22 protein-coding genes and 1 riboswitch are annotated in these 21,301 nt (G+C 69.3%); of the genes, 10 read left to right on the forward strand and 12 right to left on the reverse strand.

Going from position 1 to position 21,301, the window contains the following annotated elements; genetic code table 11:
• Positions 1–2 precede the first annotated feature (2 nt).
• Complete coding sequence (locus tag AORI_RS77765) at positions 3–641, reverse strand: LytR C-terminal domain-containing protein (RefSeq protein WP_016337617.1); 639 nt, start codon at positions 639–641, stop codon at positions 3–5.
• Positions 638–949: a DUF3263 domain-containing protein gene (locus tag AORI_RS77770; protein ID WP_005160574.1), complete on the reverse strand. Its 312-nt coding sequence runs from the start codon at positions 947–949 to the stop codon at positions 638–640. Before AORI_RS77770 ends, AORI_RS77765 begins: the two co-directional genes overlap by 4 nt.
• Positions 950–1,107: 158 nt before the next feature.
• Between AORI_RS77770 and AORI_RS77775 the strand changes: the two genes are divergently transcribed.
• Positions 1,108–1,674, forward strand: coding sequence for a peptide deformylase (locus tag AORI_RS77775; protein ID WP_016337618.1), 567 nt, complete (start codon positions 1,108–1,110; stop codon positions 1,672–1,674).
• Positions 1,675–1,753: 79 nt separating this feature from the next.
• Here the strand turns inward: AORI_RS77775 and AORI_RS77780 are convergent, their stop codons facing one another.
• Complete coding sequence (locus AORI_RS77780) at positions 1,754–3,922, reverse strand: glycoside hydrolase family 15 protein (RefSeq protein ID WP_016337619.1); 2,169 nt, start codon at positions 3,920–3,922, stop codon at positions 1,754–1,756.
• A gap of 285 nt (positions 3,923–4,207) precedes the next feature.
• Here AORI_RS77780 and thiC point away from each other — a divergent pair, with 285 nt between their 5' ends.
• Both thiC and thiD (AORI_RS77790) read left to right on the forward strand, forming a co-directional pair.
• On the forward strand, positions 4,208–5,851 hold the full coding sequence (gene thiC, locus AORI_RS77785; RefSeq protein ID WP_016337620.1) for a phosphomethylpyrimidine synthase ThiC: 1,644 nt from the start codon (positions 4,208–4,210) through the stop codon (positions 5,849–5,851).
• Complete coding sequence (gene thiD, locus AORI_RS77790; protein ID WP_016337621.1) at positions 5,848–6,660, forward strand: bifunctional hydroxymethylpyrimidine kinase/phosphomethylpyrimidine kinase; 813 nt, start codon at positions 5,848–5,850, stop codon at positions 6,658–6,660. The genes thiC and thiD (AORI_RS77790) overlap by 4 nt, the downstream gene beginning before the upstream one ends.
• Positions 6,661–6,730: 70 nt before the next feature.
• On the opposite strand, the gene AORI_RS77795 is transcribed toward thiD (AORI_RS77790), so the two are convergent.
• The gene (locus AORI_RS77795) at positions 6,731–8,248 is read right to left on the reverse strand and encodes an alkaline phosphatase family protein (protein ID WP_016337622.1); all 1,518 of its coding nucleotides are present in this window, start codon (positions 8,246–8,248) and stop codon (positions 6,731–6,733) included.
• Between the two features lie 95 nt (positions 8,249–8,343).
• A complete protein-coding gene (locus AORI_RS77800; protein WP_016337623.1) occupies positions 8,344–8,742 on the reverse strand; it encodes a winged helix-turn-helix transcriptional regulator in 399 nt (132 codons plus the stop codon).
• Between the two features lie 88 nt (positions 8,743–8,830).
• On the opposite strand from AORI_RS77800, the gene AORI_RS77805 reads away from it, so the two are divergent.
• Genes AORI_RS77805 through AORI_RS77815 form a run of 3 tightly spaced genes read left to right on the forward strand, consistent with a single transcriptional unit; the run spans position 8,831 to position 11,432 of the window.
• On the forward strand, positions 8,831–9,754 hold the full coding sequence (locus AORI_RS77805; protein WP_016337624.1) for an NADP-dependent oxidoreductase: 924 nt from the start codon (positions 8,831–8,833) through the stop codon (positions 9,752–9,754).
• Between the two features lie 23 nt (positions 9,755–9,777).
• Positions 9,778–10,608, forward strand: a complete 831-nt coding sequence (thiD, locus tag AORI_RS77810; RefSeq protein ID WP_016337625.1) for a bifunctional hydroxymethylpyrimidine kinase/phosphomethylpyrimidine kinase — start codon at positions 9,778–9,780, stop codon at positions 10,606–10,608.
• A 26-nt stretch (positions 10,609–10,634) separates the two neighbouring features.
• Complete coding sequence (locus AORI_RS77815; protein WP_016337626.1) at positions 10,635–11,432, forward strand: ion transporter; 798 nt, start codon at positions 10,635–10,637, stop codon at positions 11,430–11,432.
• Here AORI_RS77815 and AORI_RS77820 read toward each other — a convergent pair.
• The 4 genes from AORI_RS77820 to thiO all read right to left on the reverse strand — a co-directional run bounded on the left by AORI_RS77820 (position 11,410) and on the right by thiO (position 13,987).
• Complete coding sequence (locus AORI_RS77820) at positions 11,410–11,844, reverse strand: MarR family winged helix-turn-helix transcriptional regulator (protein ID WP_043849211.1); 435 nt, start codon at positions 11,842–11,844, stop codon at positions 11,410–11,412. The genes AORI_RS77815 and AORI_RS77820 overlap by 23 nt on opposite strands.
• 109 nt (positions 11,845–11,953) lie before the next feature.
• Positions 11,954–12,712, reverse strand: coding sequence for a thiazole synthase (gene thiG / locus AORI_RS77825; RefSeq protein ID WP_016337628.1), 759 nt, complete (start codon positions 12,710–12,712; stop codon positions 11,954–11,956).
• A 1-nt stretch (position 12,713) separates the two neighbouring features.
• The gene (gene thiS, locus AORI_RS77830) at positions 12,714–12,914 is read right to left on the reverse strand and encodes a sulfur carrier protein ThiS (protein WP_016337629.1); all 201 of its coding nucleotides are present in this window, start codon (positions 12,912–12,914) and stop codon (positions 12,714–12,716) included.
• Complete coding sequence (gene thiO / locus AORI_RS77835) at positions 12,914–13,987, reverse strand: glycine oxidase ThiO (RefSeq protein ID WP_016337630.1); 1,074 nt, start codon at positions 13,985–13,987, stop codon at positions 12,914–12,916. Before thiO ends, thiS begins: the two co-directional genes overlap by 1 nt.
• Positions 13,981–14,088: riboswitch (TPP riboswitch) on the reverse strand. (Overlaps the previous gene by 7 nt.)
• A gap of 30 nt (positions 14,089–14,118) precedes the next feature.
• Between thiO and thiE the strand changes: the two genes are divergently transcribed.
• Entirely contained in the window at positions 14,119–14,784 is a 666-nt protein-coding gene (gene thiE, locus AORI_RS77840; RefSeq protein ID WP_016337631.1) for a thiamine phosphate synthase, read from the forward strand.
• 18 nt (positions 14,785–14,802) lie between these two features.
• Here thiE and AORI_RS77845 read toward each other — a convergent pair whose 3' ends face one another.
• Positions 14,803–15,516 (reverse strand): hypothetical protein, encoded by a 714-nt coding sequence (locus AORI_RS77845; RefSeq protein ID WP_016337632.1) that lies wholly within the window; start codon positions 15,514–15,516, stop codon positions 14,803–14,805.
• 149 nt (positions 15,517–15,665) lie between these two features.
• Here AORI_RS77845 and AORI_RS77850 point away from each other — a divergent pair, with 149 nt between their 5' ends.
• Positions 15,666–16,604, forward strand: a complete 939-nt coding sequence (locus AORI_RS77850) for a threonine ammonia-lyase (protein WP_016337633.1) — start codon at positions 15,666–15,668, stop codon at positions 16,602–16,604.
• A gap of 83 nt (positions 16,605–16,687) precedes the next feature.
• On the opposite strand, the gene AORI_RS77855 is transcribed toward AORI_RS77850, so the two are convergent.
• Positions 16,688–18,193 (reverse strand): MFS transporter, encoded by a 1,506-nt coding sequence (locus tag AORI_RS77855; protein WP_043848422.1) that lies wholly within the window; start codon positions 18,191–18,193, stop codon positions 16,688–16,690.
• A gap of 215 nt (positions 18,194–18,408) precedes the next feature.
• Positions 18,409–19,164 carry a GntR family transcriptional regulator gene (locus tag AORI_RS77860; RefSeq protein WP_005160527.1) on the reverse strand — a complete coding sequence of 252 codons (756 nt, stop codon included), beginning with the start codon at positions 19,162–19,164 and terminating at the stop codon, positions 18,409–18,411.
• A gap of 140 nt (positions 19,165–19,304) precedes the next feature.
• Here AORI_RS77860 and AORI_RS77865 point away from each other — a divergent pair, with 140 nt between their 5' ends.
• Positions 19,305–20,348 carry an SIS domain-containing protein gene (locus AORI_RS77865; RefSeq protein WP_043849212.1) on the forward strand — a complete coding sequence of 348 codons (1,044 nt, stop codon included), beginning with the start codon at positions 19,305–19,307 and terminating at the stop codon, positions 20,346–20,348.
• Positions 20,345–21,292, forward strand: a complete 948-nt coding sequence (locus tag AORI_RS77870) for an N-acetylglucosamine kinase (RefSeq protein WP_043848423.1) — start codon at positions 20,345–20,347, stop codon at positions 21,290–21,292. The genes AORI_RS77865 and AORI_RS77870 overlap by 4 nt, the downstream gene beginning before the upstream one ends.
• The last annotated feature ends 9 nt before the right edge of the window (positions 21,293–21,301 follow it).

Here is a 21,301-nt window from a genome sequence, read left to right on the forward strand (position 1 = left end):
GACTAGGAGCCGTCCTTGTCGTTGGTCTTGTAGTCCTTGGTGAGGATGACGATCACACCGGGGCCGATGTTCTCGATCTCCTTGAACCGGGGCTCGGCGCGGAACCCGAACTCCAGCGCCAGCGCCTTCGCGGCCGCCTCCTCGTCGGTGCCCGGGCGGAAGTAGGCCACCGTCTCGGGGAGCCTGCCCGGGTAGCCCTTGACCTCGGAGACGTTCCAGCCCGAGGCGCGGAAATCCTTCGCGGCCTGCTCGGCGAGGCCCTGGATCGTGCTGTTGTTGTAGACGCGCACCGTCACCCACTTGTGCGACGCCTGCTGATCGCCACCGGGCTGGCCCGGCTGACCGGTCTGACCGGGCTGCCCCGGCTGGCTCGCCGGAGGGGCCGAGCTCGCGGGCGCGCTCGACGGCGGCGCCGACGACGCGGGCGGTGTGCTGGCCGAAGGCGAACCGGGCGCCGGGGACGAAGGCTGCGTCGCGCCGTCCGAAGACGTGGGCGCGGGGCCGGGCGGCGTCGCGGTGTCGGAATCACCGCCGCCACTGGTCAGGGTGATCCCGCCGATCACGGCGGCGATCACGGCGACACCGACCAAGGCCAGTCCGGCGGCCTTCATCGGCCGGGACAGGCCCGAAAACAGACTCATGAGAGATCGATCCCCAGTCGCCGGGCCGCGCGATTGCGCTGCCGGGCCGCTCGCGTCTTTCGCAGGCGCTTCACCAGCATCGGGTCGGCCTGCATGGCTTCGGTCTTCTCGAGCAGCCGGTTCAGCAATTGGTAGTAGCGCGTCGACGACATCGAGAAGCGTTCGCGGATGGCCTGTTCCTTCGCGCCGGCGTACTTCCACCACTGACGTTCGAACGCGAGCATGTCGAGCTCGCGCTCGCTGAGGCCGTTCACGGTCTCCGACGGGGACGGCTGGTCGGGCTCAGCCATCGACTCCGCGGCGTCCATCCGACTCCTCGCAATCAGGTCAGTGCTCGGCGGGCGTGAAACCACAGGCTTGTCATTCCGCGGCGCCATTAGACCACGGATGCGGCGCCCGGCCTCGGTAACGGCGTCGGCGCGTCATGGGTAAGGGTGTACCAGAAGGGTCCGACTAAACTGCGCGCGTGACCGTCCATCCCATCGTGATCGCCGGCGAGCCCGTGCTGCACAACCCGACTCGGGAGATCACCGAGTTCGACGACAAGCTGCGCACCCTCGTCGACGACATGTTCGAGACCATGTACGCCGCCGAAGGGGTGGGCCTCGCGGCCAACCAGATCGGCCTCGACCTGCGCGTGTTCGTCTACGACTGCCCCGACGACGAGGGCACGCGCCACAAGGGCGTCGTGGTGAACCCGAAGCTCGAGACGTCGGAGATCCCGGAGACGATGCCCGATCCGGACGACGACTGGGAGGGCTGCCTGTCGGCGCCCGGCGAGTCGTACCCGACCGGGCGCGCTTCGTGGGCGAAGGTCACCGGCTTCGACGTCGAGGGCAATCCGATCGAGGTCGAAGGCACCGGCTACCTCGCGCGCTGCCTGCAGCACGAGACCGACCACCTGGACGGCTTCATCTACCTCGACCGGCTGGTCGGGCGGCACGCCCGGGCAGCGAAGAAAATGCTCAAGTCGAACAAATGGGGCGTTCCGGGCAACTCGTGGTTGCCCGAGGCTCAGCCCTCCGGCGACTGATCCCTCAGCGCATGTCATGAAAGGGTCGTTCAGGACGAAAGATGTCCTGAACGACCCTTTCATGACATTTACGCGAGGGTCAGCACCCCAGGAAGTGGCACCGCACGACCCGAGGCTGCTCGATCACCTTCCCGGCCTCCACCGACCACGCGAGCCGGAGGTACTGGGCGTGCGTCCAGGCCAGCGGCGTCGCGGACGCGGTCGGCGTGCCCGCCGGGAAGCCCGGCTGCCCCGAAGGCGCGTTCTCGTCCCAGACCTGCTCCGGCATCGTGTCCCCCGAACTACTGACGCGCCCGAGGTCGCGAAGCCGCTTCGCGGCCGTACCCCGGTCACCATTGGCGAGGTCGTACTCGCCGCGTTCACCCGCGAGCAGCGGCCACAGTCGCCCGAAGGTGGTCCGGCTTTCGGCCGGGAACGTGTAGTCCCACGGCGAGCCGTCGGCCTTCTCGCCGTATCCGTCCTTCGTGTAACGGTGCCAGAACTGCCCCGTCGGCGTGGTGAACGCGATGTCGGCATCGGTGACCTTGATGCTGTTCCTGATCACCGGATCGTCGGCGCGGTAGATGCCCAGCCTCACCAGTTCGAGGAATCCGGCGTCGGTCACCGCACGCTGGTCCATGGTCACGCTGGAGTTGCCGAGGTTGTACTTCGTGCCGTTGTTCGCGTTGCCGTCCTTGGTCAGCCGGACGAAGTACGGGTCCTTCGACAGCGGGCCGTTCGTGGTCACCGTCCACTGGGCGAGCTTCGCCTTGAAGGCGTCGGCGGTGTCGAGATAGCGCTTCGCGTCACCCGCTGCGCCGTTCGCCTTGGCGAGGTCGGCCGCGCAGACCAGCCCGGCGATCACCGCGGCGATCGTCGAGGGCGAGTAGCCGTCCTGCTCCTCCCAGCGTTCCTGCTGGCTGTAGGGCGACGCGTGCCCGTTGTCCGCCTTGTAGGACAACAGGAATTCCGCCGCCTTGCGCACACCCCGCCAGGTCTTCGCGTCGGTGCGGCCGAGCTGCTGCGCGAGCACGATCGGCAGCGCGGTCTCGTCGAGCTGGATGGACGTCCAGTACGGCGTGCCGTCGACGTGGCTGTTCTGCGGCAGATGCCCGTCCGGCAGCTGCTGCGTGCCGAACATGTAGTCGACCGACCGGTTCGCGGCGTCGCGGTCGCCGGCGGCGAGCAGCCCGGTCGCGATCTGGTAGAGGTCACGCGGCCAGACCAGGTGATAGGTGCCCGACGGCGACCATTCCGGGTCGTTGTTCCCGAACCGCCACGGCATGCTCGGCGAAGCGATGAGCGCGCCACGGTGGATCTTGTCCTCGCTCGCCGCGAGCATGAGCACGGACGCCTGGTAGAGGTCCCGCTCCTGCTTGGTCTTCAGCGACGACGGCGCGTCCTTCAGCTGACGGAGATACTGCTTCCAGCCCCGGTCGTACGCGCGGGCGGCGTCGGCGAATCCGCGCCGTAGAGAGGCTTTCGCGTTGGCGAGCGCGTCGGTGTCCTTGGCGCCCATACCCAGCGAAAGCGTGAAGTCCCGCGAGCGGACGCCGTCGGCGGAGGTCTGCCCGGTGATCAGTACGTTGCCCTTGGCCGCGGTCGCGTAATCCTTGAGGCTGAACGATTTCGTCAGCTGCGTGATGCCGTCGGAGGAGCCCGAATACCCCACGGAAGTCCGCGAGAACGCCGGTTCCGCCGCCAGCGCGGCAGCCGTCTTCGCATCCGATGAGACCGCGCTCGCACCGTCGGCGCGCGCGGAGTCGTCGGAGCCTTCGTTGGTGAGATCGGGATCCGCGACCGCGTACACCTGGTACGGGCGGCCGGTCAGCGAGACGAAGTCGACGTCGATCAGCACACTCGCGCGTGCCGGGTCGGTGACGTAGGTCTTGCGGAGCTTCCACCGGCGGTGGTCGTCGGTGATGGTCTGTTCGTAGGTGAGGCCGCCGGTGCGGCGCACCTGCTGGGCCTTGGCCGAGGAATCGACGGTCGCGAAGCTCGTCCCGTCGGTGACGACGAGGTCGAGCGCGCGAACGGCCGGTGTCGACAGATCCGGGTAGTAGACCTCGGACATCCGGCCGCCCTGCAGGGTGAACCAGACGTTGCTGACCTGCTCGCGGGCGGTGCCGAAGCCGGTCTTGTCGGCAGGCAGCCAGCTCGGATGGGCGCCGGGCGCGCCTGGCGCCTCACCACCCTGGGCTTCGGCGACCGCGGGGACCAGCCCCGCGATCAGCACGCCTGTCAGTGCCGGGAGCACGAGTTTTCGCATATCCACCCCAGACTTCTGTAACGGTGCAGAACCTCCGGGATTCTGTCGTGAATCCCCAGCGCGCACAGGACCCGAACCGGTGAACCACCAACGCTGTCGACAAGTCGCCACCGAGGGCGGGTTGATTGATCCGGCCCCGGCGTGGCATGGTCGGGGCACAACCAAACAACCGCGGGAGCTCGCGCCATGGCGGGCTGAGAGGGCGGCTGGTGTCTTTCTAGAGGACCCGGCGCCGCCGACCGCATGAACCTGACCGGGTAATGCCGGCGTAGGGAGTGAACGTCGTTGACGACGCTTGAGAATGCCCAGGGCATCAAGCCGACCGTGACCACCGGTCCGATCACCGGTTCCCGGAAGGTCTACCACCAGACGGAATCCGGCCTCCGGGTCCCCGCGCGGCGGATCGACCTTTCGAACGGCGAGCATTTCGACGTTTACGACACCTCCGGCCCGTACACCGACGACGACGCGCAGATCGATGTCCACAGTGGACTTCATCGGCTGCGCGCCGGCTGGGCCGACGGTCGTGAGCACAACACCCAGCTCGGCTGGGCCAAACAGGGCGTCATCACCCGCGAGATGGAGTACATCGCGGCACGCGAGCGCTGCTCGCCGGAATTCGTGCGGGACGAGGTCGCGCGCGGCCGCGCGGTGATCCCCGCCAACCGCAAGCACCCGGAGACCGAGCCGATGATCATCGGCAAGAACTTCCTGGTGAAGATCAACGCCAACATGGGCAACTCGGCCGTCTGGTCCTCCGTGGAGGAAGAGGTCGACAAGATGGTGTGGGCCACCCGCTGGGGCGCCGACACGATCATGGACCTCTCCACCGGCAAGCGGATCCACGAGACGCGCGAATGGATCATCCGCAACTCGCCCGTACCCGTCGGCACCGTGCCGATCTACCAGGCGCTGGAAAAGGTCAACGGAGAGCCCGAAAAGCTGTCGTGGGAGGTGTACCGCGACACCATCATCGAGCAGTGCGAGCAGGGTGTCGACTACGTCACCGTGCACGCCGGGGTGCTGTTGCGCTACATCCCGCTGACCGCGCGCCGGGTCACCGGCATCGTCTCGCGCGGCGGCTCGATCATGGCGGCGTGGTGCCTCGCGCACCACAAGGAATCGTTCCTGTACACCAATTTCGCCGAGCTCTGCGAGATCCTGCGCGAGTACGACGTCACCTTCTCCCTCGGTGACGGCCTGCGGCCGGGCTCGATCGCCGACGCGAACGACCGCGCGCAGTTCGCCGAGTTGGAGACGCTGGGCGAGCTCACGCACATCGCCCGCGAGCACGACGTCCAGGTGATGATCGAGGGCCCCGGCCACGTGCCGATGCACAAGATCAAGGAGAACGTCGAGCTCGAAGAGAAGCTGACCGGCGAGGCGCCGTTCTACACCCTCGGCCCGCTCGCGACCGACATCGCGCCGGCGTACGACCACATCACCTCGGCCATCGGCGCGGCGCAGATCGGCTGGTACGGCACGGCGATGCTCTGCTACGTCACGCCGAAGGAGCACCTCGGCCTGCCGAACCGCGACGACGTGAAGACCGGCGTCATCACCTACAAGATCGCCGCGCACGCCGCCGACCTCGCCAAGGGGCACCAGTACGCGCAGGAGTGGGACGACGAGCTGTCCAAGGCCCGCTTCGAATTCCGCTGGAACGACCAGTTCAACCTGTCGCTGGACCCGGACACCGCGCGTTCGTACCACGACGAGACGCTGCCCGCGGAACCGGCGAAGACGGCGCACTTCTGCTCGATGTGCGGGCCGAAGTTCTGCTCGATGCGCATCACGCAGGACGTCCGCAAGTACGCCGAGGAACACGGACTGTCCACTGTGGAGGCCATCGAGGCCGGTATGTCGGAGAAGTCGACGGAGTTCGCCGAGCAGGGCAACAAGGTGTACCTGCCGGTGGTCAATCCGTGACAGCCACACCCAGGACGGCCCTCACCATCGCCGGATCGGATTCCGGTGGTGGTGCGGGCATCCAGGCCGATCTGCGCACCTTCTTCGCCAACGGGGTGCACGGGATGGTCGCGCTGACCGCGGTCACCGTGCAGAACTCGCTGGGCGTGCAGGGGTTCAGCGAGATCCCGGTCGACGTCGTCACCGGCCAGATCAAGGCCGTCGCCACGGACATGGGCGTCGACGCGGCGAAGACCGGGATGCTGGCGACGGCTGAGATCATCAACGCCGTCGCCAAAACGCTCGATGAAGTCCACATCGGACGCTCGGGTACACCGTTCGTCGTCGACCCGGTCGCAGCTTCGATGACCGGGCACGCGTTGTTGCGCGAGGAGGCTTTGGAGGCGATCCGCACCGAGCTCTTCCCGCGCGCCACGCTGATCACCCCGAACCTGGACGAGGTGCGGCTGCTGACCGGCGTGGAGGTCACCGGGCCCGAGACCCAGCGGGAAGCGGCGGAAGCGTTGCTGGAGTTCGGTTCCGAGTGGGTGCTGGTGAAGGGCGGGCACCTCGACGCGGCCCAGGACTGCGTGGACGTGTTGTCCGACGGCGAATCCTGGGTCGAGCTGAGCGGCCCGCGCTTCGACACCCGGAACACGCACGGCGGTGGGGACACGATGGCTTCGGCGATCACGTCCTCGCTGGCGAAGGGGGCCGATGTGCCGACCGCCGTCGCCGAGGGCAAGCGGTTCATCGAGCGATGTGTGGCGGAGTCGTATCCGCTGGGGGCCGGGGTCGGTCCCGTTTCACCCTTCTGGCGGCTGAAGTAGGAGTGCGGGGATGTCATGAAAGGGTCGTTCAGGACGAAAGATGTCCTGAACGACCCTTTCATGACATCCGTTACCGGGTGCTGAAGCGGGGAGCGTCCACCGCCCAGTACCAGTCGTTCCCCGCCGCGTAGAGCCGCCAGGTCAGCTTCACCGAACGAGCCCCGGCGGGCACCCGTACCGAAGCCGACGTCGGCACCGAAAGCACGTCGCCAGCCTTGTTCGCCGTCCCGGACTCCGGCCCGTAAGCCAGCACGTTCTGCTCAGGACCACCGTCGAACGACGCCGTCAGCGCGCCCCGCTGCGTCCCCTCCTGCCGGTAGTGCGAAACGAACGCGACGTCCACAGTGGACTTCCCGGAGACGTCGAGTGAAGGCGACACCAGGGAGGAGTCGAAGGTGCCGCGCGACGAGGGCGAACCCTTGTCGTCCCACTCGTCCGGGTCCGCGACCGCGAAGACGCCCCGTGCCCGCGCGTTCGCCTCACGCTGCTGCCCGGGGGCGGTGCGGGTCCAGAAGTCGTCGGTCGTGAAGGCCCAGCCCTGCCATTCCGTCACACCGGCGGGCATGCCGGACGCGTTGCGCACCGTCCAGCCGCCCGGCGCGTCGTGCGTCCAGCCGAGCACTCCGGCCGGGACACCGGTTTCGTCCTGCCGGGACTTCAAAACGGCCGAGTCGAAGACATCCGAGGGCACGGCGCCGAGCGGGTAGCCGTCATAAACCGCCGGAGCCGCGATGCCAAGATGCCGCAGCACCGTCGGCGCGATGTCGACGATCTTCGGTGCCACGGCAGGGGTTCCGGCCGGGACCGCACCGCCCGCGGCGATCACGAAGGTCATCCGCTCCTCGGGGCTGTCGCCGCCGTGTCCGCCGGAGGCCGTGTGGCCGTGGTCGGCGGAGATCATGATCAGCCAGTCTTCGTTCGCGCGGTCCGCGCGGGCGTCGACGGCGGCGAGCAGGCGTCCGATCAGCGCGTCGTCGGTGCGCAGGCTGGCTTCGTACTGCGAAGAGTCCGCGCCGTGCTCGTGACCGGCGATGTCGGTCTGTCCGAAGTAGACGAACGACGCGTCGGCCTTGTCCTGCTTCAGATGCTTCTCCGCGTCGACGGCCACCTGCTCGTCGGTCTTCTCGTAGCCCGCGCTGTCGCCGTTCAGGACGAATTTACGGTCCTGGCCGGTGCGCAGGATCCGGTCGCCGATCGGCGTCCAGTCGACCGCGGCGTAGGTGTCGAGCGCCGGGTTCGCGGTTTCGGCGCGCGCGAGCCAGCTCGGGTGCGAGGCGAGATCGTTGCCGGTGAAGGAGTTGTCCTTCACCTTGTGCTTGTCCGGCCAGACGCCGGTGAGGATCGTGGACCAGCCGGGGCCGCTGACCGTCGGCGCCATCCCGCTGCCGTACAACGAACTGCGCGACACGAACCCGCGGTTCGCCAGCGCGTGGACGTTCGGGGTGTCGGCGGCTATCAGCTTGTCGAACCGGGCGCCGTCCAGGCCGATGACCAGCACCTTGGGCGTTTTGGCCGCGGCGACGGCGACACCGGACGTCAGCCCGGCGACGGCCACCAAGGCCGAAAGGAGGGAAAGCGTTCTGCGCACGTAAGCCTCCGGGTAACTTGTTCGAACCAATTGTTCGTCAAGTTAGTGCGCCGAACTGTCTTCCCGATGAAGTCCGCGTGCCGCCGCGGAGGACTTCAGCCGACGGGCTCCATCACCCGCGAGTCGTACTCCTTCCGCGACTCGAGGATCCCGTCGAAGTTGGCGACCGACCATTCGCTGACCGCCATGAGCAGCTTGCCCGCACTGGCCCCGCGTTCGGTCAGCGCGTACTCGACGGTCGGCGGCGTGGTCGGGAAGACCGTGCGCGTGACCAGGCCGTCGCGCTCGAAGGCACGCAGGTTCTGCGTCAGCATCTTCTGGCTGATCCCGCCGACGGCGCGGCGCAGTTCACCGAACCGGTGCGGCCGCCGCGACAGCGCGCCGAGCACGAGCGCGGTCCACTTGTTGGCGAGCAGATCGAGGACGTCTCGGCACGGGCAGTTCCGCAGGTAGATGTCCCACGGGGATTCCGGCACTTCACAGGTGGTTTCCATCAGGTACCTAGTTTACCTTCAAGTGCCTTCTGGCGAAAAGAGACCAAGCGCCCGAGCATGGAAAGCACCAACAACGGAGGAGCTTTCGATGCGCGTCGTGACCCAGCAGCGGTTTGGTGGCCCGGAAGTGCTGGAGGTGACGGAGACCGACCGGCCCGCCCCCGGTCCGACGGAGGTGCTCGTGCGGGTGCGCGCCGCCGGGATCAACCCGGTCGATTGGAAGACCCGGGCGCACGGCGTCTTCATGGGCGAGCCGCCGTTCGTCCTCGGCTGGGACGTCTCCGGGGTCGTGGAAGAGCTCGGCGTCGGCACGACGCGTTTCGCGGTCGGCGACGAGGTACTCGGCTTCCCGTGGTTTCCCAGGCAGGCGGGCGGTTACGGCGAATACGTGACCGCGCCCGCCCGCCAGTTCGTGCGCAAACCCGCGAGCCTCACCCACGAACAGGCCGCCGGGCTACCGCTCGCCGGGCTCACCGCGTGGCAGGGCCTGGTGGACCTCGCCGATGTCCGGCCGGGGCAGCGCGTGCTGATCGACGCGGCCGCGGGCGGTGTCGGCCACCTCGCCGTCCAGGTGGCGAAGGCGCGCGGGGCGTACGTCCTGGGCACGGCGAGCGCCGGGAAGCACGGCTTCCTCCGCGAACTCGGTGTCGACGAGCCGATCGACTACCGCGACGAGACCGCGACCACGTCCGAGGTGGACCTCGTGTTCGGGCTGGTCGGCGAGCAGAGTGACCTGCGCTGGCTGGACGCGGTGAAACCCGGCGGCCTGCTGATCGCGGTCCCCGGCGGCCCGAGCGAGGCCGTCGTGGCGAAGGCGGAGCAGCTCGGCGTGCGGACGTCGGGGATGCTCGCCGAACCCGACCAGCTCGGCCTGCTGGCGCTGACCGGGCTGATCGAGAAGGGCGAATTGCGGGTCCACGTCGACCAGACCTTCCCTCTCGAAGACGTCGCGAAGGCGCACGAAGTCGGCGAAGGCGGCAGGGTCACCGGGAAGCTCGTCCTGACCGTCTGAGATCGCGCGTGGAAAATGAACCCATGAGCGAGAACCCGAGCCCGCCGTCGGCGCTGACCATCGCGGGGTCCGACTCCGGCGGCGCCGCCGGCCTGCAGGCGGACCTGCGCACGTTCCTCACCTGTGGCGTGCACGGCCTGGTCGCGGTCACCGCCGTGACCGTCCAGAACACCCTCGGCGTGCACGACCGCACCGACATCCCGCCGCGGATCGTCGCCGGGCAGATCGAGGCGGTCGCGGCCGACATGGGCGTCAACGCGGCCAAGACCGGCATGCTCGCCTCGGCCGAGATCATCCACGCCGTCGCCGCCGCGTGCGACAAGGCCGAGATCGGCCGCGACAGCAAGGTGCCGTTCGTGGTCGACCCGGTCGCGGCGTCGATGCACGGGCATCCGCTGTTCGACGAGGCCGGGCTGGTGGCGCTGCGCGACGAGCTCCTGCCACGCGCGACCGTCCTCACGCCCAACCTCGACGAGGTCCGCCTGCTGACCGGGATGACCGTGACCACCCGCGAGCAGATGCACCAGGCGGCCGTCGTCCTGCACCGGCTCGGGCCGAAGTACGTGCTCGTGAAGAGCGGGCACCTCGTCTCCGACCCGGAATGCGTCGACGTGCTCTTCGACGGCTCCACGTTCGTCGAGCTGCCGGGCGAGCGGTACGCGACGCAGCACACGCACGGCGCCGGGGACACGATGGCGTCGGCTCTGACGGCCGGTCTCGCGAAGGGGATGTCCGTCGTGGAGGCCGCCCGGTACGGCAAGTGGTTCGTCTCACACGCGGTCGAAAACGCCTATCCGATGGGCGCGAAGGTCGGTCCGGTTTCGGCGTTCTGGCGGCTTGCGCCGGAGCACTGAGCACACGGACGGTTACCATCTGCGCCGTGACGGGACGCGAAACGGTGGCCAGGGTCGTCGAAGACCGCCGCTTCCAGAACTTCATCATCGCGGTGATCGTCTTCAACGCCGTCACCCTCGGCCTGGAGACCTCGACCAGGATGGTCGCCGAGTACGGGTCGCTGCTGCACGCCGTCGACTACATCGCGCTGGGGGTCTTCGTCCTCGAACTCGGCGCGAAGCTCTACGCCTACCGCGCGAAGTTCTTCCGCGACCCGTGGAACATCTTCGACCTGGTCGTCGTCGGCATCGCGGTGATCCCCACGACCGGCCCGTTCGCGGTGCTGCGGGCGTTGCGGGTCCTGCGGGTGCTGCGGCTGATCTCGGTCGTGCCGTCGATGCGGAAGGTCGTCACCGGCCTGCTCGCGTCGATCCCCGGGATGGCCTCGATCGCCGCGCTCCTCGCGCTGATCATTTTCGTCGCGGGCGTCGTGGCGACGAAGCTGTTCGGCGCGATCTCACCGGAGAACTTCGGCGACCTCGGCACTTGGCTGTTCACCCTGTTCCAGGTGATGACGGGCGAGGCGTGGCCGGACATCGCGAAGGAGATCATGCGAGAAGCACCCATGGCCTGGGTGTTCTTCGTGGCCTACATCCTCGTGTCCAGCTTCGCGGTGCTGAACCTCTTCATCGCCGTGGTGGTCAGCGGGATGGAGGACGAGCTTCGCCAGGACATCCGCGAGGAAGAGGCGAAGCAGGCCGAGACCCAGGCTCAGGCGAACAAGGAGATCCTCGACGAGCTTCGCGCTCTTCGCGCGGAAGTCAGCGCTCTTCGTCGGCAATAAGCGCTTCGAGCGCCGGGAGCGCCGCCGCCAAGGCCGCCCGGTGCTCCGGAGTCAGCCGTTCGAGGCGTTTGCCGAGTTCGTTCACCCGCGTCGACCGGACGCCGGAAACCAGCCTCTCGCCCTCTTCGGTGGCCTCCGCGAGCCAGGCGCGCCTGTCGATCGGGTCCGATTCACGGCTGACGTAGCCCGCTTCGACCAGCGAAGCGACGATCCTCGACATGGTGGCCGCGGCGACGCCTTCCTTCGCCGCGAGATCACCCAGGCGGAGCTGGCCGTAGTTCACGAGGGTGGCGAGCGCCGAGATGGCGCCGTGGCCCGGCCCGGGCACGCCCGCCTGGCGCAGTGACCGGGACAGCCTGCCCACCGCCAGGAACAACCTGCCCGAAATGTCCTGGACCGTTGACGTGGTCACCACTGGCTCCTCTGGGTACACGGCGGCGGGTGCGCCTCCGGAAAGTGCCGTCAACCATACGGGCTTCGGGGTCGTACTCGCTGTGAAGGCCGTGAACCGTACAAAAGGGTTATCGAGGAGGGCTGGAGGCGTGCGCCCAGAACCGCTGCGGGATCCGCCCCGCGCCGGCGGCCAGCCGCCCGGCGGTGACGGCGGCCCGCATCGCCGACGCCATCCGTTCCGGATCAGCGGCCCTGGTCACGGCGGTGGAGAGCAGGACGGCGTCGCAGCCGAGCTCCATCGCCAGCGTCGCGTCGGAAGCCGTGCCGATCCCGGCGTCGAGGATCACCGGCACCCCCGCGCGCGACACGATCAGCTCGATGTTGTGCGGGTTCCGGATGCCGAGACCGGTGCCGATGGGCGCGCCGAGCGGCATCACCGCCGCACAGCCCGCCTCCTCCAGCCGCAGCGCCAGCACCGGGTCGTCGTTGGTGTACGCGAGCACGGTGAAGCCGTCCGCGGCGAGCTGCTCGGCCGCTTCGAGGGTCTCGAACGGGTCCGGCAGCAGCGTGCGGTCGTCGGCGTGGACCTCCAGCTTGATGAGGTCGGTTTCGAGTGCTTCGCGGGCGAGCTGCGCAGTGAGGACCGCTTCGGCGGCCGTGCGGCAGCCGGCGGTGTTGGGCAGCAGGCGGATGCCGAGCCGCCGAAGCAGTTCGAGGACGCCGGAGCCGCCTTCGGCGTCGGCTTTGCGCATGGCGACGGTGGTCAGTTCCGTGCCGGACGCCACCAGCGCGCGTTCCAGCACGGCGAGGTTGCCCGCGCCGCCGGTGCCGATGATCAGCCGCGACGAGAGCTTGTGCTCGCCGATGACGAGTTCGTCACCGTTCATGTCAGCCTCCTTGCACAGCGGTGAGGATGTCGACGCTGGCGCCCTTGCGCACCACCGATTCCGGCCAGTCGCCCCGCCGGACGACGACGCCGTCCACCGCGACCGCGACGCCCCGCGTCGCCGTGCCCAGCGCCTCCAGCACACCCTCGACGGTGGTCCCGTCGGGGAATTCGCGCCACTGGCCGTTGACCTGGATCTCCATCACACCCGCTCCTCGCTTCGCCGCGACGGCGTGGCCGCCGCGACCTCGTCCGGCAACGGCCGTCCGTCCAGCCAGGCGACCGCGGCGTCCGCGGTGACCGGGGCCATCAGGAGACCGTTGCGATGGTGACCTGTCGCGGCGAAGACACCTTCGCCCAGCTCACCGATGAAAGGCATTGTGTCGACACTCGCCGCGCGAAGCCCGGCCGCGGTCTCGACGAGTTCGTACTCGGTCAGGCACGGGAAGACGCGCTCCGCGCCTTCGAGCAGCTCACGGACGCCTCGGACGGTGACGGTCTCGTCGAAACCGGCTTCGTACTGGGTCGCGCCGAGCACGAGCTGACCATCGTCGCGTGGCACGAGGTAGATCGGGCGGCCCTCGACCATCGCGCGGACGGTCCGCTTCGGCGGCGGCAGGCAGCCTCGTCGCGGCCGCAGGCGGAGGATCTCACCCTTCAGCGGGCGGACGGCGCCGTCAAGCGCGGGGTGCAGGCGTCCGGTCCAAGCACCCGCGGCGAGGACGACGTCGCCTTCGAGTCCTTCGAGTTCGGTGACCGTCTCGTGGCGGAACTCGACGCCGCGCACGGCGCACGCGTGTTTGAGCGCGATCAGCAGCTTTCTGTTGTCCACGGCGAGATCCCCGGGGACCAGAAGTCCACTTCGGACTGTTGCGGCGAGACCGGGCTCGGCGCGGCGGGCTTCGCGGCCGGTCAGCTGCCCGACCTCGCGGCCGAGTCGGGTGAGGTACGCGGCGAGCATTTCGAGGTTGCCCGCGTCGGCGCTGTCCAGCGCGACGACGAGCGTGCCGTGCGGGGAAAGGCCCGGATCGACACCCTCTTCGGCCAGGTCACGGGCGAAATCCGGCCAGCGCCGGAGCGACGCCTCACCGAGGGTGAGCACGTCCTCCTCGCCGGGCCAGGCCTCGGTGACCGGCGCGAGCATGCCGCCCGCGAGCCACGACGCGCCTCGTCCCGGATCCGGGTCGTACACGGTGACGCGACGACCGCGCGCGGACGCGCGCCAAGCGACCGAGAGGCCGATGACCCCGCCGCCGACAACCGAAAGTTCCTTCATGGAATCACGCTCCCTGCGCCGGCATGACCCGGATCAGGTTCCACGGTCGGAGCGGTCCCGGCTCCCTCTCAGCCCGTCCTCGGGCTCCCGTGCGGACCACCCCACCGTAGCGCGCGAGTACCGTCGCCGCCATGCCCACCCTGTCTGGTTCGCCGATCCGCGCCCGGCTCGCGGACGCCCGCCTGTACCTCTGCACCGACGCCCGCCGCGGCCGGGGCGATCTCGCCGAATTCGCCGACGCGGCGCTGGCCGGCGGGGTCGACATCATCCAGCTGCGGGACAAGACCGGCGGTGCCCCGATCGAGGCGAAACACGAGATCGCCGCCCTCGAAGTGCTGGCCGAGGCGTGCGAAAAGCACGACAAGCTGCTGGCGGTGAACGACCGGGCGGACGTCGCGCTCGCCGTCGGCGCGCACGTGCTGCACCTGGGCCAGGACGACATCCCGGTGTCGCTGGCGCGCCGCGTGCTGGGGGACGACGTGGTGATCGGCCGGTCCACCCATTCGGCCGAACAGGCCGCGGCCGCCGCCGGAGAGCCCGGCGTCGACTACTTCTGCACCGGCCCGTGCTGGCCGACCCCGACGAAGCCGGGCCGGTCCGCGCCGGGACTCGATCTGGTGCGCTCGACGGCCGCGTCCGGGACGACGCGGCCGTGGTTCGCGATCGGCGGGATCGACACCGAGCGGCTGCCCGAGGTGCTGGCCGCGGGCGCGGCGCGGATCGTCGTCGTCCGGGCGATCACCGAGGCCGAAGACCCCGAAGCGGCCGCTCGCACGCTTCGCTCCGCCCTTCCCTGACCCCGATGCGGAGAGGGGTCAGGGCACGGGGGTGTTCGAGGCGGGCGGGGCGGACGGCGTCGTCGAAGGTGCCTGAGAGGTCGAAGGCGCGGTGGACGGCGCTGTCGGCGTCGTCGGGGGCGCCTGCGTAGTGGTGGGCGTCGTCGAAGGGGGCGGAGTGTTCGTCGGCGTCGTCTCCGGCTGGTCGTCCTTCGTTTCCGAAGGCGACGTCGCGGGCGGAGTGTCGTGCTTGTCCTGCCGATCCTGCGCCTGCCCGCCGCCGATGATCTTGCCTATGGTCGTCCCGGTCCCGCCGCCGAAGGTCTTCCCGGTCGCGCCCTCGAAGCCGGTGATCGCGACGAGCGCCACCGCGAACGCCACCACGCTGACCCCGGCGATCACCGCCCAGCGCGGCTTGAACTTCCGGCCGGAGGGTTCCTCTTCGTCCTCGGACGGTTTCAACCGGACGGTCTCCGCTTCGCCGGGGTCGAGCACCCGGCGCCGTCCCGGCACGGTCAGCACCACTCGCGCCTTCAGCGCCGCGTCCTTCGTCCGCTGAAGCGAACGCAGGTACAGCTCACCGCCGAGTGTCGTGATCACACTCGCCAGCCCGGCACCCGCCACCGTTCCGGCCACGCCGAGCGTGGAACCCAGCAGCGCCGCGGTGATCGCGGCCATCGCCGCCGCCGTCACCTGGATGATCCGGCCCTGCTTTTCCGTCTTTTCGGTCTTCTCCGAGGTCTCCTTGGTCATGATCCCGTTCTGCAGCTAGTCGGTCCTCACCCGTCCTAACGAATAAGGCGCACGGGATGCTCCCCTCGTTGTCCGCACGTGAGGAGCGCCACGCCGTCTGTCCAAAAAGGACTGTCCACGGCTCACAACTCCTTGACATAATCGGATGTATGGATCTGGTATCGATCGAGGAAATCCGCGACGCGGCGAGCCGTGTCAAAGGCGTCGCGGTGCGCACACCCCTGCTGGCACAAGGGTGGGCGCCGTTGTGGCTCAAACCGGAAAGCCTTCAGCCGATCGGCGCTTTCAAAGTGCGCGGGGCCTACAACGCGATCGCCGCGCTGACCGAAGACGAGCGCGCCCGCGGCGTCGTCGCGTTCTCCAGTGGCAACCACGCGCAAGCGGTCGCCTACTCCGCGAAGCGTTTCGGGATTCCCGCGGTGATCCTGATTCCGGACGTCGCCCCGCGCGCCAAGGTCGAAGCCACCAAGGCGCTCGGCGCCGAGGTCATCGAAGTCCCGATCGACGCCCAGGAGTCCTCCGCGCTCGCCGTCGCCGAGGAACGGGGGCTCACCATGATCCCGCCGTTCGACCACCCCGACGTCATCGCCGGACAGGGCACCCTCGGCCTGGAGATCGCGGAAGACCTGCCGGACGCCGACGTCGTCCTCGTCCCGCTCAGTGGCGGCGGGCTGGCCTCGGGCGTCGGCACGGCGATCAAGGCGTTGCTGCCGCGCGCGAAGGTCATCGGCGTCGAGCCGGAGCTGGCGGCGGACACTGCCGAAGGCCTGCGCGCGGGCAGGCGGATCGAGTGGCCGATGGACCTGCGGGCGCGGACCAGCGCCGACGGCCTGCGCGCCCAGCCGTCGGACCTGACCTTCGCCCACCTCCAGTCGGTACTCGACGACGTCGTCACCGTTTCGGAGGAGGAGATCCGGAACGCCGTCCGGACGCTGGCGCACCGCGCCCGGCTGGTCGCCGAGCCGAGCGGCGCCACCGCGACCGCCGCGTTCCTCTCGCACCGCGACGCGCTGCCGCCGGGCAAGGTCGTTTCGGTCGTTTCGGGCGGCAACCTGGACCCGGCCACCCTCGCCGACCTATTGGCGTAACTCGCGTGATTGGCGCCGTATCTCGCGTGATCAGAGGCGTAACTCATGAGTTACGGCTTCAATCACGTGAGTTACGCCTTCGATCACGCGTGATGCCCGGGACGGACGTGCGTCGGGGGCGAGTCGACTCCGCAATGGAGGCATTCGCCGGGGTGCGGTGACTCGTCGGTGTCCTCGGCCGAAGGGGTGTCGAGGACACCGTTGTGGATGCCGAGCGCGATCAGCCCGCCCCCGATCGCCAGCGCCGCGCACACCAGCAACGCGGTCCGCCAGCCCGCGGTCAGCGCGACCGGATCGGTGTACGCGGCGCCGGAAAGGCCGGCGACGGCGGGCAGGACGGCGATCGCGAGCAGGCCACCGGACCGGGCGATGGCGTTGTTGACCCCCGAGGCGACGCCGGCGTACCGGTCCGGCGCGGCGGCCAGCACCGTCGCGGTCACCGGCGCGACGACCGTCGCCAGCCCGGCGCCGAACACGACGACGGCGGGCAGCACCGACCCCAGGTACGACGAACCCGGCCCGACGCGCATCAGCAGGAGCATGCCGACGCCGACCAAGATCGGGCCGACGACCAACTGCGTCCGGGGTCCGATCTTCTGCGCGAGCGCACCCGACCGGCCGGAGAACAGCAGCATGATGACGGTGATCGGCAGCCCGGCGAGCCCGGCCGCGGTCGGCGAATAGTCCAGCGACACCTGAAGCTGCATGACCATCAGCATCATCACACCGCCGAGCGCCGCGTAGACGACGAAGGTCAGCGCGTTGGCGAGGCTGAACGTCCGGTCGCGGAACAGTTTCGGCGGGACCAGCGGATCGGCGGAGCGGTGCTGGATCACCAGGAACGCCGCCAGCCCGGCGACACCGAGCACGATGGCCACCAGCACGACGGCGTCGCCGATGCCGCGGCCGGGCGCCTCCACGAGCGCGCCGGTGAGTCCGGCGAGACCGATCGCGCCGACGGCGGCGGCGAGGAAGTCGGGATGCCCCGTCGCCTCCTCGTCGCGGGACTCGGGCACGTAGCGCCGGGCGAGCAGCACGCAGACCGCGGCCAGCGGCAGGTTGATCAGGAACGCCAGCCGCCACGACCACACCTGTACGAGGACGCCGCCGAGCAGCGGGCCGATCGCCGCCGCGATACCGCCGAGCCCGGACCAGGCGCCGATCGCGCGCGCCCGGTCGTCGTGGGCGAAGGACGCTTGGAGGATCGCGAGGGAGCCCGGTGTGAGCAAAGCTCCCCCGATCCCTTGGAGGATCCGGGTCGCGACGAGCATCTCGGTGGTCGTCGCGGCGGCGCACAGTCCGGAGGCGACACCGAACCAGACAACACCCACGATGAACATGCGACGGCGGCCGTAGCGGTCGCCGAGTGATCCGGCGACGAGGATCAGCGCGGCGAGCGCGAGCAGGTAGCCGTCGAGGATCCACTGAAGGCCCGCGACGGACGCTTCGAGTTCTTCGCCGATCCTCGGGAGCGCGACGTTGATGATCGTCCCGTCGAGCATCGCCATGCCCGAGCCGACGATGGTCGTGGCGAGCACGCCGCGCGCCACCGGCGTCCCCCATCGGATTCCCGCCGCCGTGTCAGTCATGGGATGACTGAATCACGACACCAGCCACCGGGCTACCCAAATTGCCTGACACGTCAGACAAATAAGAACCAAACAACGGAACCGGAAGACCTGACTCCTCGAAGCGCGCCAGCGCGACGAGGAGTCCGCACAGCGCGCGCCCTCTTTCGGCCGAAGGCCACGGAAACGTTTTGCAGGGCGCCCGCGCCCTGCGAAACGTTTGCGTCAGCGCGCGCTCAAGGAAGCAGCGTGGTGACGAATTTGTAACGGTCACCCCGATAGATCGCCCTCGCGAACTCGACCGGTTTTCCGTCGGTGGCGAAGGAATGCCTCGAAAGGAGCAACATCGGCATTCCGACGTCGGCGCCGAGCATCTCCGCTTCGTGCGGTCCGGCGAGGGCGGTCTCGATCGTTTCCTCGGCCCTTTCGAGCTCGACGCCGTAGTGCTCCCTCAACACGGCGTACAGGGAGCCACCTGCGGAAACGTGTTTGCGCAAACCGCGGAACCGGCCGAGCGGGAGATGCGTGGTCTCCAGCGCCATCGGCTGCGAATCGGCGAGCCGGAGACGGCGAAGGCGAAGAATCTTCGCGCCCACCCGGATTCCGAGCAGTTTCGCCAGATCGGCTTCGACGGGCAGTTCGTCGATCTCCAGGAGCTTGGAGGAAGGCTTCAGTCCCTGCTTGCGCATGTCTTCGGTGTAGGACGACAACTGCAGGCGCTGCGCGAGTTTCGGTTCGGCGGCGAAGGTGCCCTTGCCCTGCACGCGGTGGAGCCTGCCCTCGGCGGTGAGGTCGGCGAGCGCCTGCCGGACCGTGGTGCGCGAAACGGTGAATTCCCCCGCCAGTGCCCGTTCCGTCGGAATCGGCGAGCCCGGGGGCAGCGCGTCGAGCAGATCGAGCAGATGCTGTTTCAGCGCCCAGTACTTGGGTTCGCGCTGTCCGCGCATCCCTGCCGTAGCGCCCGCCTCACTCGCGGTGGTTGTCTCCAACATGACCGACTCCCTAAGCCTTCCCACTCGAACGCGCACCGTCCCCGCTAGGAAACGTACCCTTCTCCACAAACGTCCATTCGGGCTAGCATTGGTCTAGACCTACTCGGGGGACGAAGTACGTCCCGGTGGAAGGGAACGAGATGACCGAACAGCGCCCCGGCGAGCACATGGCCGCGGAGATCTCCCAGCAACCCGCCATTCTGGCAGGAATCGTGGAGCGACAGGCCGAAATCGCCGAGGTGGCCGAAGCCATCTCCAAGCGCCCGCCCAGGTTCGCACTGCTCGCCGCCCGGGGCTCCAGCGACCACGCCGCCCTGTATGCGAAGTACCTGATCGAAGTACTCCTCGGTCTCCCCTGCGGTCTCGTCTCGCCCTCCACCGCGACTTTGTACGGCGCCCGTCCCGATCTGCGGGACGTTCTCTTCATCACAGTAAGCCAAAGCGGTGGTTCTCCGGATCTCATCGAGGTCACCGAAACCGCGCGTCGCCAGGGAGCGCTGACCGTCTCGGTCACCAACACCCCGGAATCGCCGCTGCGCGCCGCCGCCGAACTCGGCGTCGACATCGGCGCGGGGCTGGAAAAGGCCGTGGCCGCCACCAAGACCTACTCGGCCACCTTGCTTTCGCTTTACCTTCTGATCGACGCGGTCCGCGGCGGCAAGGGCGAGGACGCGGAGAAACTGGGCGAGCTCGCACAGCAGACCCTCGACGGCTCCGTCGAAGGCGTGCAGCGCGCGGTGGACCGCTACCGCTTCGTCGACCGGGTGCTCACCACCGGCCGCGGCTACTCCTACGCCACCGCGCTGGAAGGTTCCTTGAAGCTGGCGGAAACCAGCTACCTCGCGGCCCGCGCGTACAGCGGCGCGGACCTGTTGCACGGCCCCGTCGCCGCGGTCGACGGCGAGACCGCCGTGCTGGCCGTGACGAGCCAGGGCCACGGAGTGGGCGCGATGCAGGAGGTCCTCGAGGCCGTCGGCAAACGCGGCGCGGACGTGCTCGCGGTCGGTTCGGCTTCGGCCGACGTCCCCGCGGCGCTGCGGATCGGCGTCGCGCCGTCCGCCGAAGAGGTCGCCCCGATCCTGGAGATCCTGCCCATCCAGCGGATCGCGCTCGGCCTTTCGCTGGCGCGCGGCGGCGACCCGGACAGCCCGCGCGGGCTGCTCAAGGTGACCAAGACCCGGTGAGTCACGTCGTTGGAGTGGACGCCGGAGGCACGTCGACGCGAGCGATCGTCGTCGACGCCTCCGGCGCCGTCCTCGGCACCGGGCGCGCGGGCGGGGCGAATCCCAACTCCCATCCGCCGCACGAGGCCGCGTCGCGGATCGCGAACGCGATCACCGGCGCGCTGGGCGGACTCGATCCGGCCGCGACGGCGGCGTGCGTCGTCGGCATGGCGGGCGTCAGCAAACTGAGCGATCCGTCGATCGCGGAGATCTTCGAAGCCGCTTGGAAGGACGCGGGGATCGGTCCGGTGCGGACGGTCCCCGACCCGGAGGTCGCCTACGCGTCGGCGACCTCCTCGCCGGACGGTTCGGTTCTCGTGGCGGGCACCGGGTCGATCGCCGGCCGGATCCGCGGCAGGCGCATGGTTTCCACCGTCGGCGGCTACGGCTGGTTGCTCGGTGACGAAGGCTCGGCGTACTGGCTCGGCCGTGAAGCCGTTCGCTCCACTTTGGATGTTCTGGGCCGCGGCGGCGAACCCGGTCCGCTCGCGCGCGCCGTGCTCACCGAAGCGCTCGGACCGTCCGCAGTGGACCCCGCGGCCGGAGCCTCGCTGTGGCGCGCGCTCATCACGAGCGCCAATTCCGAGGCGCCGATCCGGCTCGCGAGGTTCGCCCCGTTCGTCAGCGAGGCCTACCGCGAAGGCGACCCGGCGGCGGACGAGATCACCACTCGTGCGGCCGCCTTGCTGGTGACGAACGTCATGACCGCGCGGGATCCCGGGGAGAGGACACCGGTCGTCCTGGTGGGCGGCGTGCTGTCACCGGAGGGCCCGGTCGGGGCGAAGGTCCGCGCCGAACTGGCCGGTCTCGTGGTGCTGACCAGCACCGACGGTGTGCTCGGCGCCGCGTGGCTCGCCGCCGTCGACGCCTACGGCGAAGGGGCACCGCGGCCGGCGTCACCCTGAAAAAACACC

The organism is Amycolatopsis keratiniphila (genome assembly GCF_000400635.2).
Taxonomy (GTDB): Bacteria; Actinomycetota; Actinomycetes; order Mycobacteriales; family Pseudonocardiaceae; genus Amycolatopsis; species Amycolatopsis keratiniphila.

What these genes read in the sequence shown, in the direction of transcription:
- AORI_RS77780 (WP_016337619.1), bottom strand. Translation starts at nt 3,922, where the DNA reads ATGCGAAAACTCGTGCTCCCGGCACTGACAGGCGTGCTGATCGCGGGG.
- thiE (WP_016337631.1), top strand. Translation starts at nt 14,119, where the DNA reads ATGCCCACCCTGTCTGGTTCGCCGATCCGCGCCCGGCTCGCGGACGCC.
- AORI_RS77860 (WP_005160527.1), bottom strand. Translation starts at nt 19,164, where the DNA reads ATGTTGGAGACAACCACCGCGAGTGAGGCGGGCGCTACGGCAGGGATG.
- AORI_RS77800 (WP_016337623.1), bottom strand. Translation starts at nt 8,742, where the DNA reads ATGGAAACCACCTGTGAAGTGCCGGAATCCCCGTGGGACATCTACCTG.
- AORI_RS77765 (WP_016337617.1), bottom strand. Translation starts at nt 641, where the DNA reads ATGAGTCTGTTTTCGGGCCTGTCCCGGCCGATGAAGGCCGCCGGACTG.
- AORI_RS77770 (WP_005160574.1), bottom strand. Translation starts at nt 949, where the DNA reads ATGGACGCCGCGGAGTCGATGGCTGAGCCCGACCAGCCGTCCCCGTCG.
- AORI_RS77805 (WP_016337624.1), top strand. Translation starts at nt 8,831, where the DNA reads ATGCGCGTCGTGACCCAGCAGCGGTTTGGTGGCCCGGAAGTGCTGGAG.
- thiG (WP_016337628.1), bottom strand. Translation starts at nt 12,712, where the DNA reads ATGAACGGTGACGAACTCGTCATCGGCGAGCACAAGCTCTCGTCGCGG.
- thiD (WP_016337625.1), top strand. Translation starts at nt 9,778, where the DNA reads ATGAGCGAGAACCCGAGCCCGCCGTCGGCGCTGACCATCGCGGGGTCC.
- AORI_RS77845 (WP_016337632.1), bottom strand. Translation starts at nt 15,516, where the DNA reads ATGACCAAGGAGACCTCGGAGAAGACCGAAAAGACGGAAAAGCAGGGC.
- AORI_RS77850 (WP_016337633.1), top strand. Translation starts at nt 15,666, where the DNA reads ATGGATCTGGTATCGATCGAGGAAATCCGCGACGCGGCGAGCCGTGTC.
- AORI_RS77865 (WP_043849212.1), top strand. Translation starts at nt 19,305, where the DNA reads ATGACCGAACAGCGCCCCGGCGAGCACATGGCCGCGGAGATCTCCCAG.
- AORI_RS77855 (WP_043848422.1), bottom strand. Translation starts at nt 18,193, where the DNA reads ATGACTGACACGGCGGCGGGAATCCGATGGGGGACGCCGGTGGCGCGC.
- thiO (WP_016337630.1), bottom strand. Translation starts at nt 13,987, where the DNA reads ATGAAGGAACTTTCGGTTGTCGGCGGCGGGGTCATCGGCCTCTCGGTC.
- thiS (WP_016337629.1), bottom strand. Translation starts at nt 12,914, where the DNA reads ATGGAGATCCAGGTCAACGGCCAGTGGCGCGAATTCCCCGACGGGACC.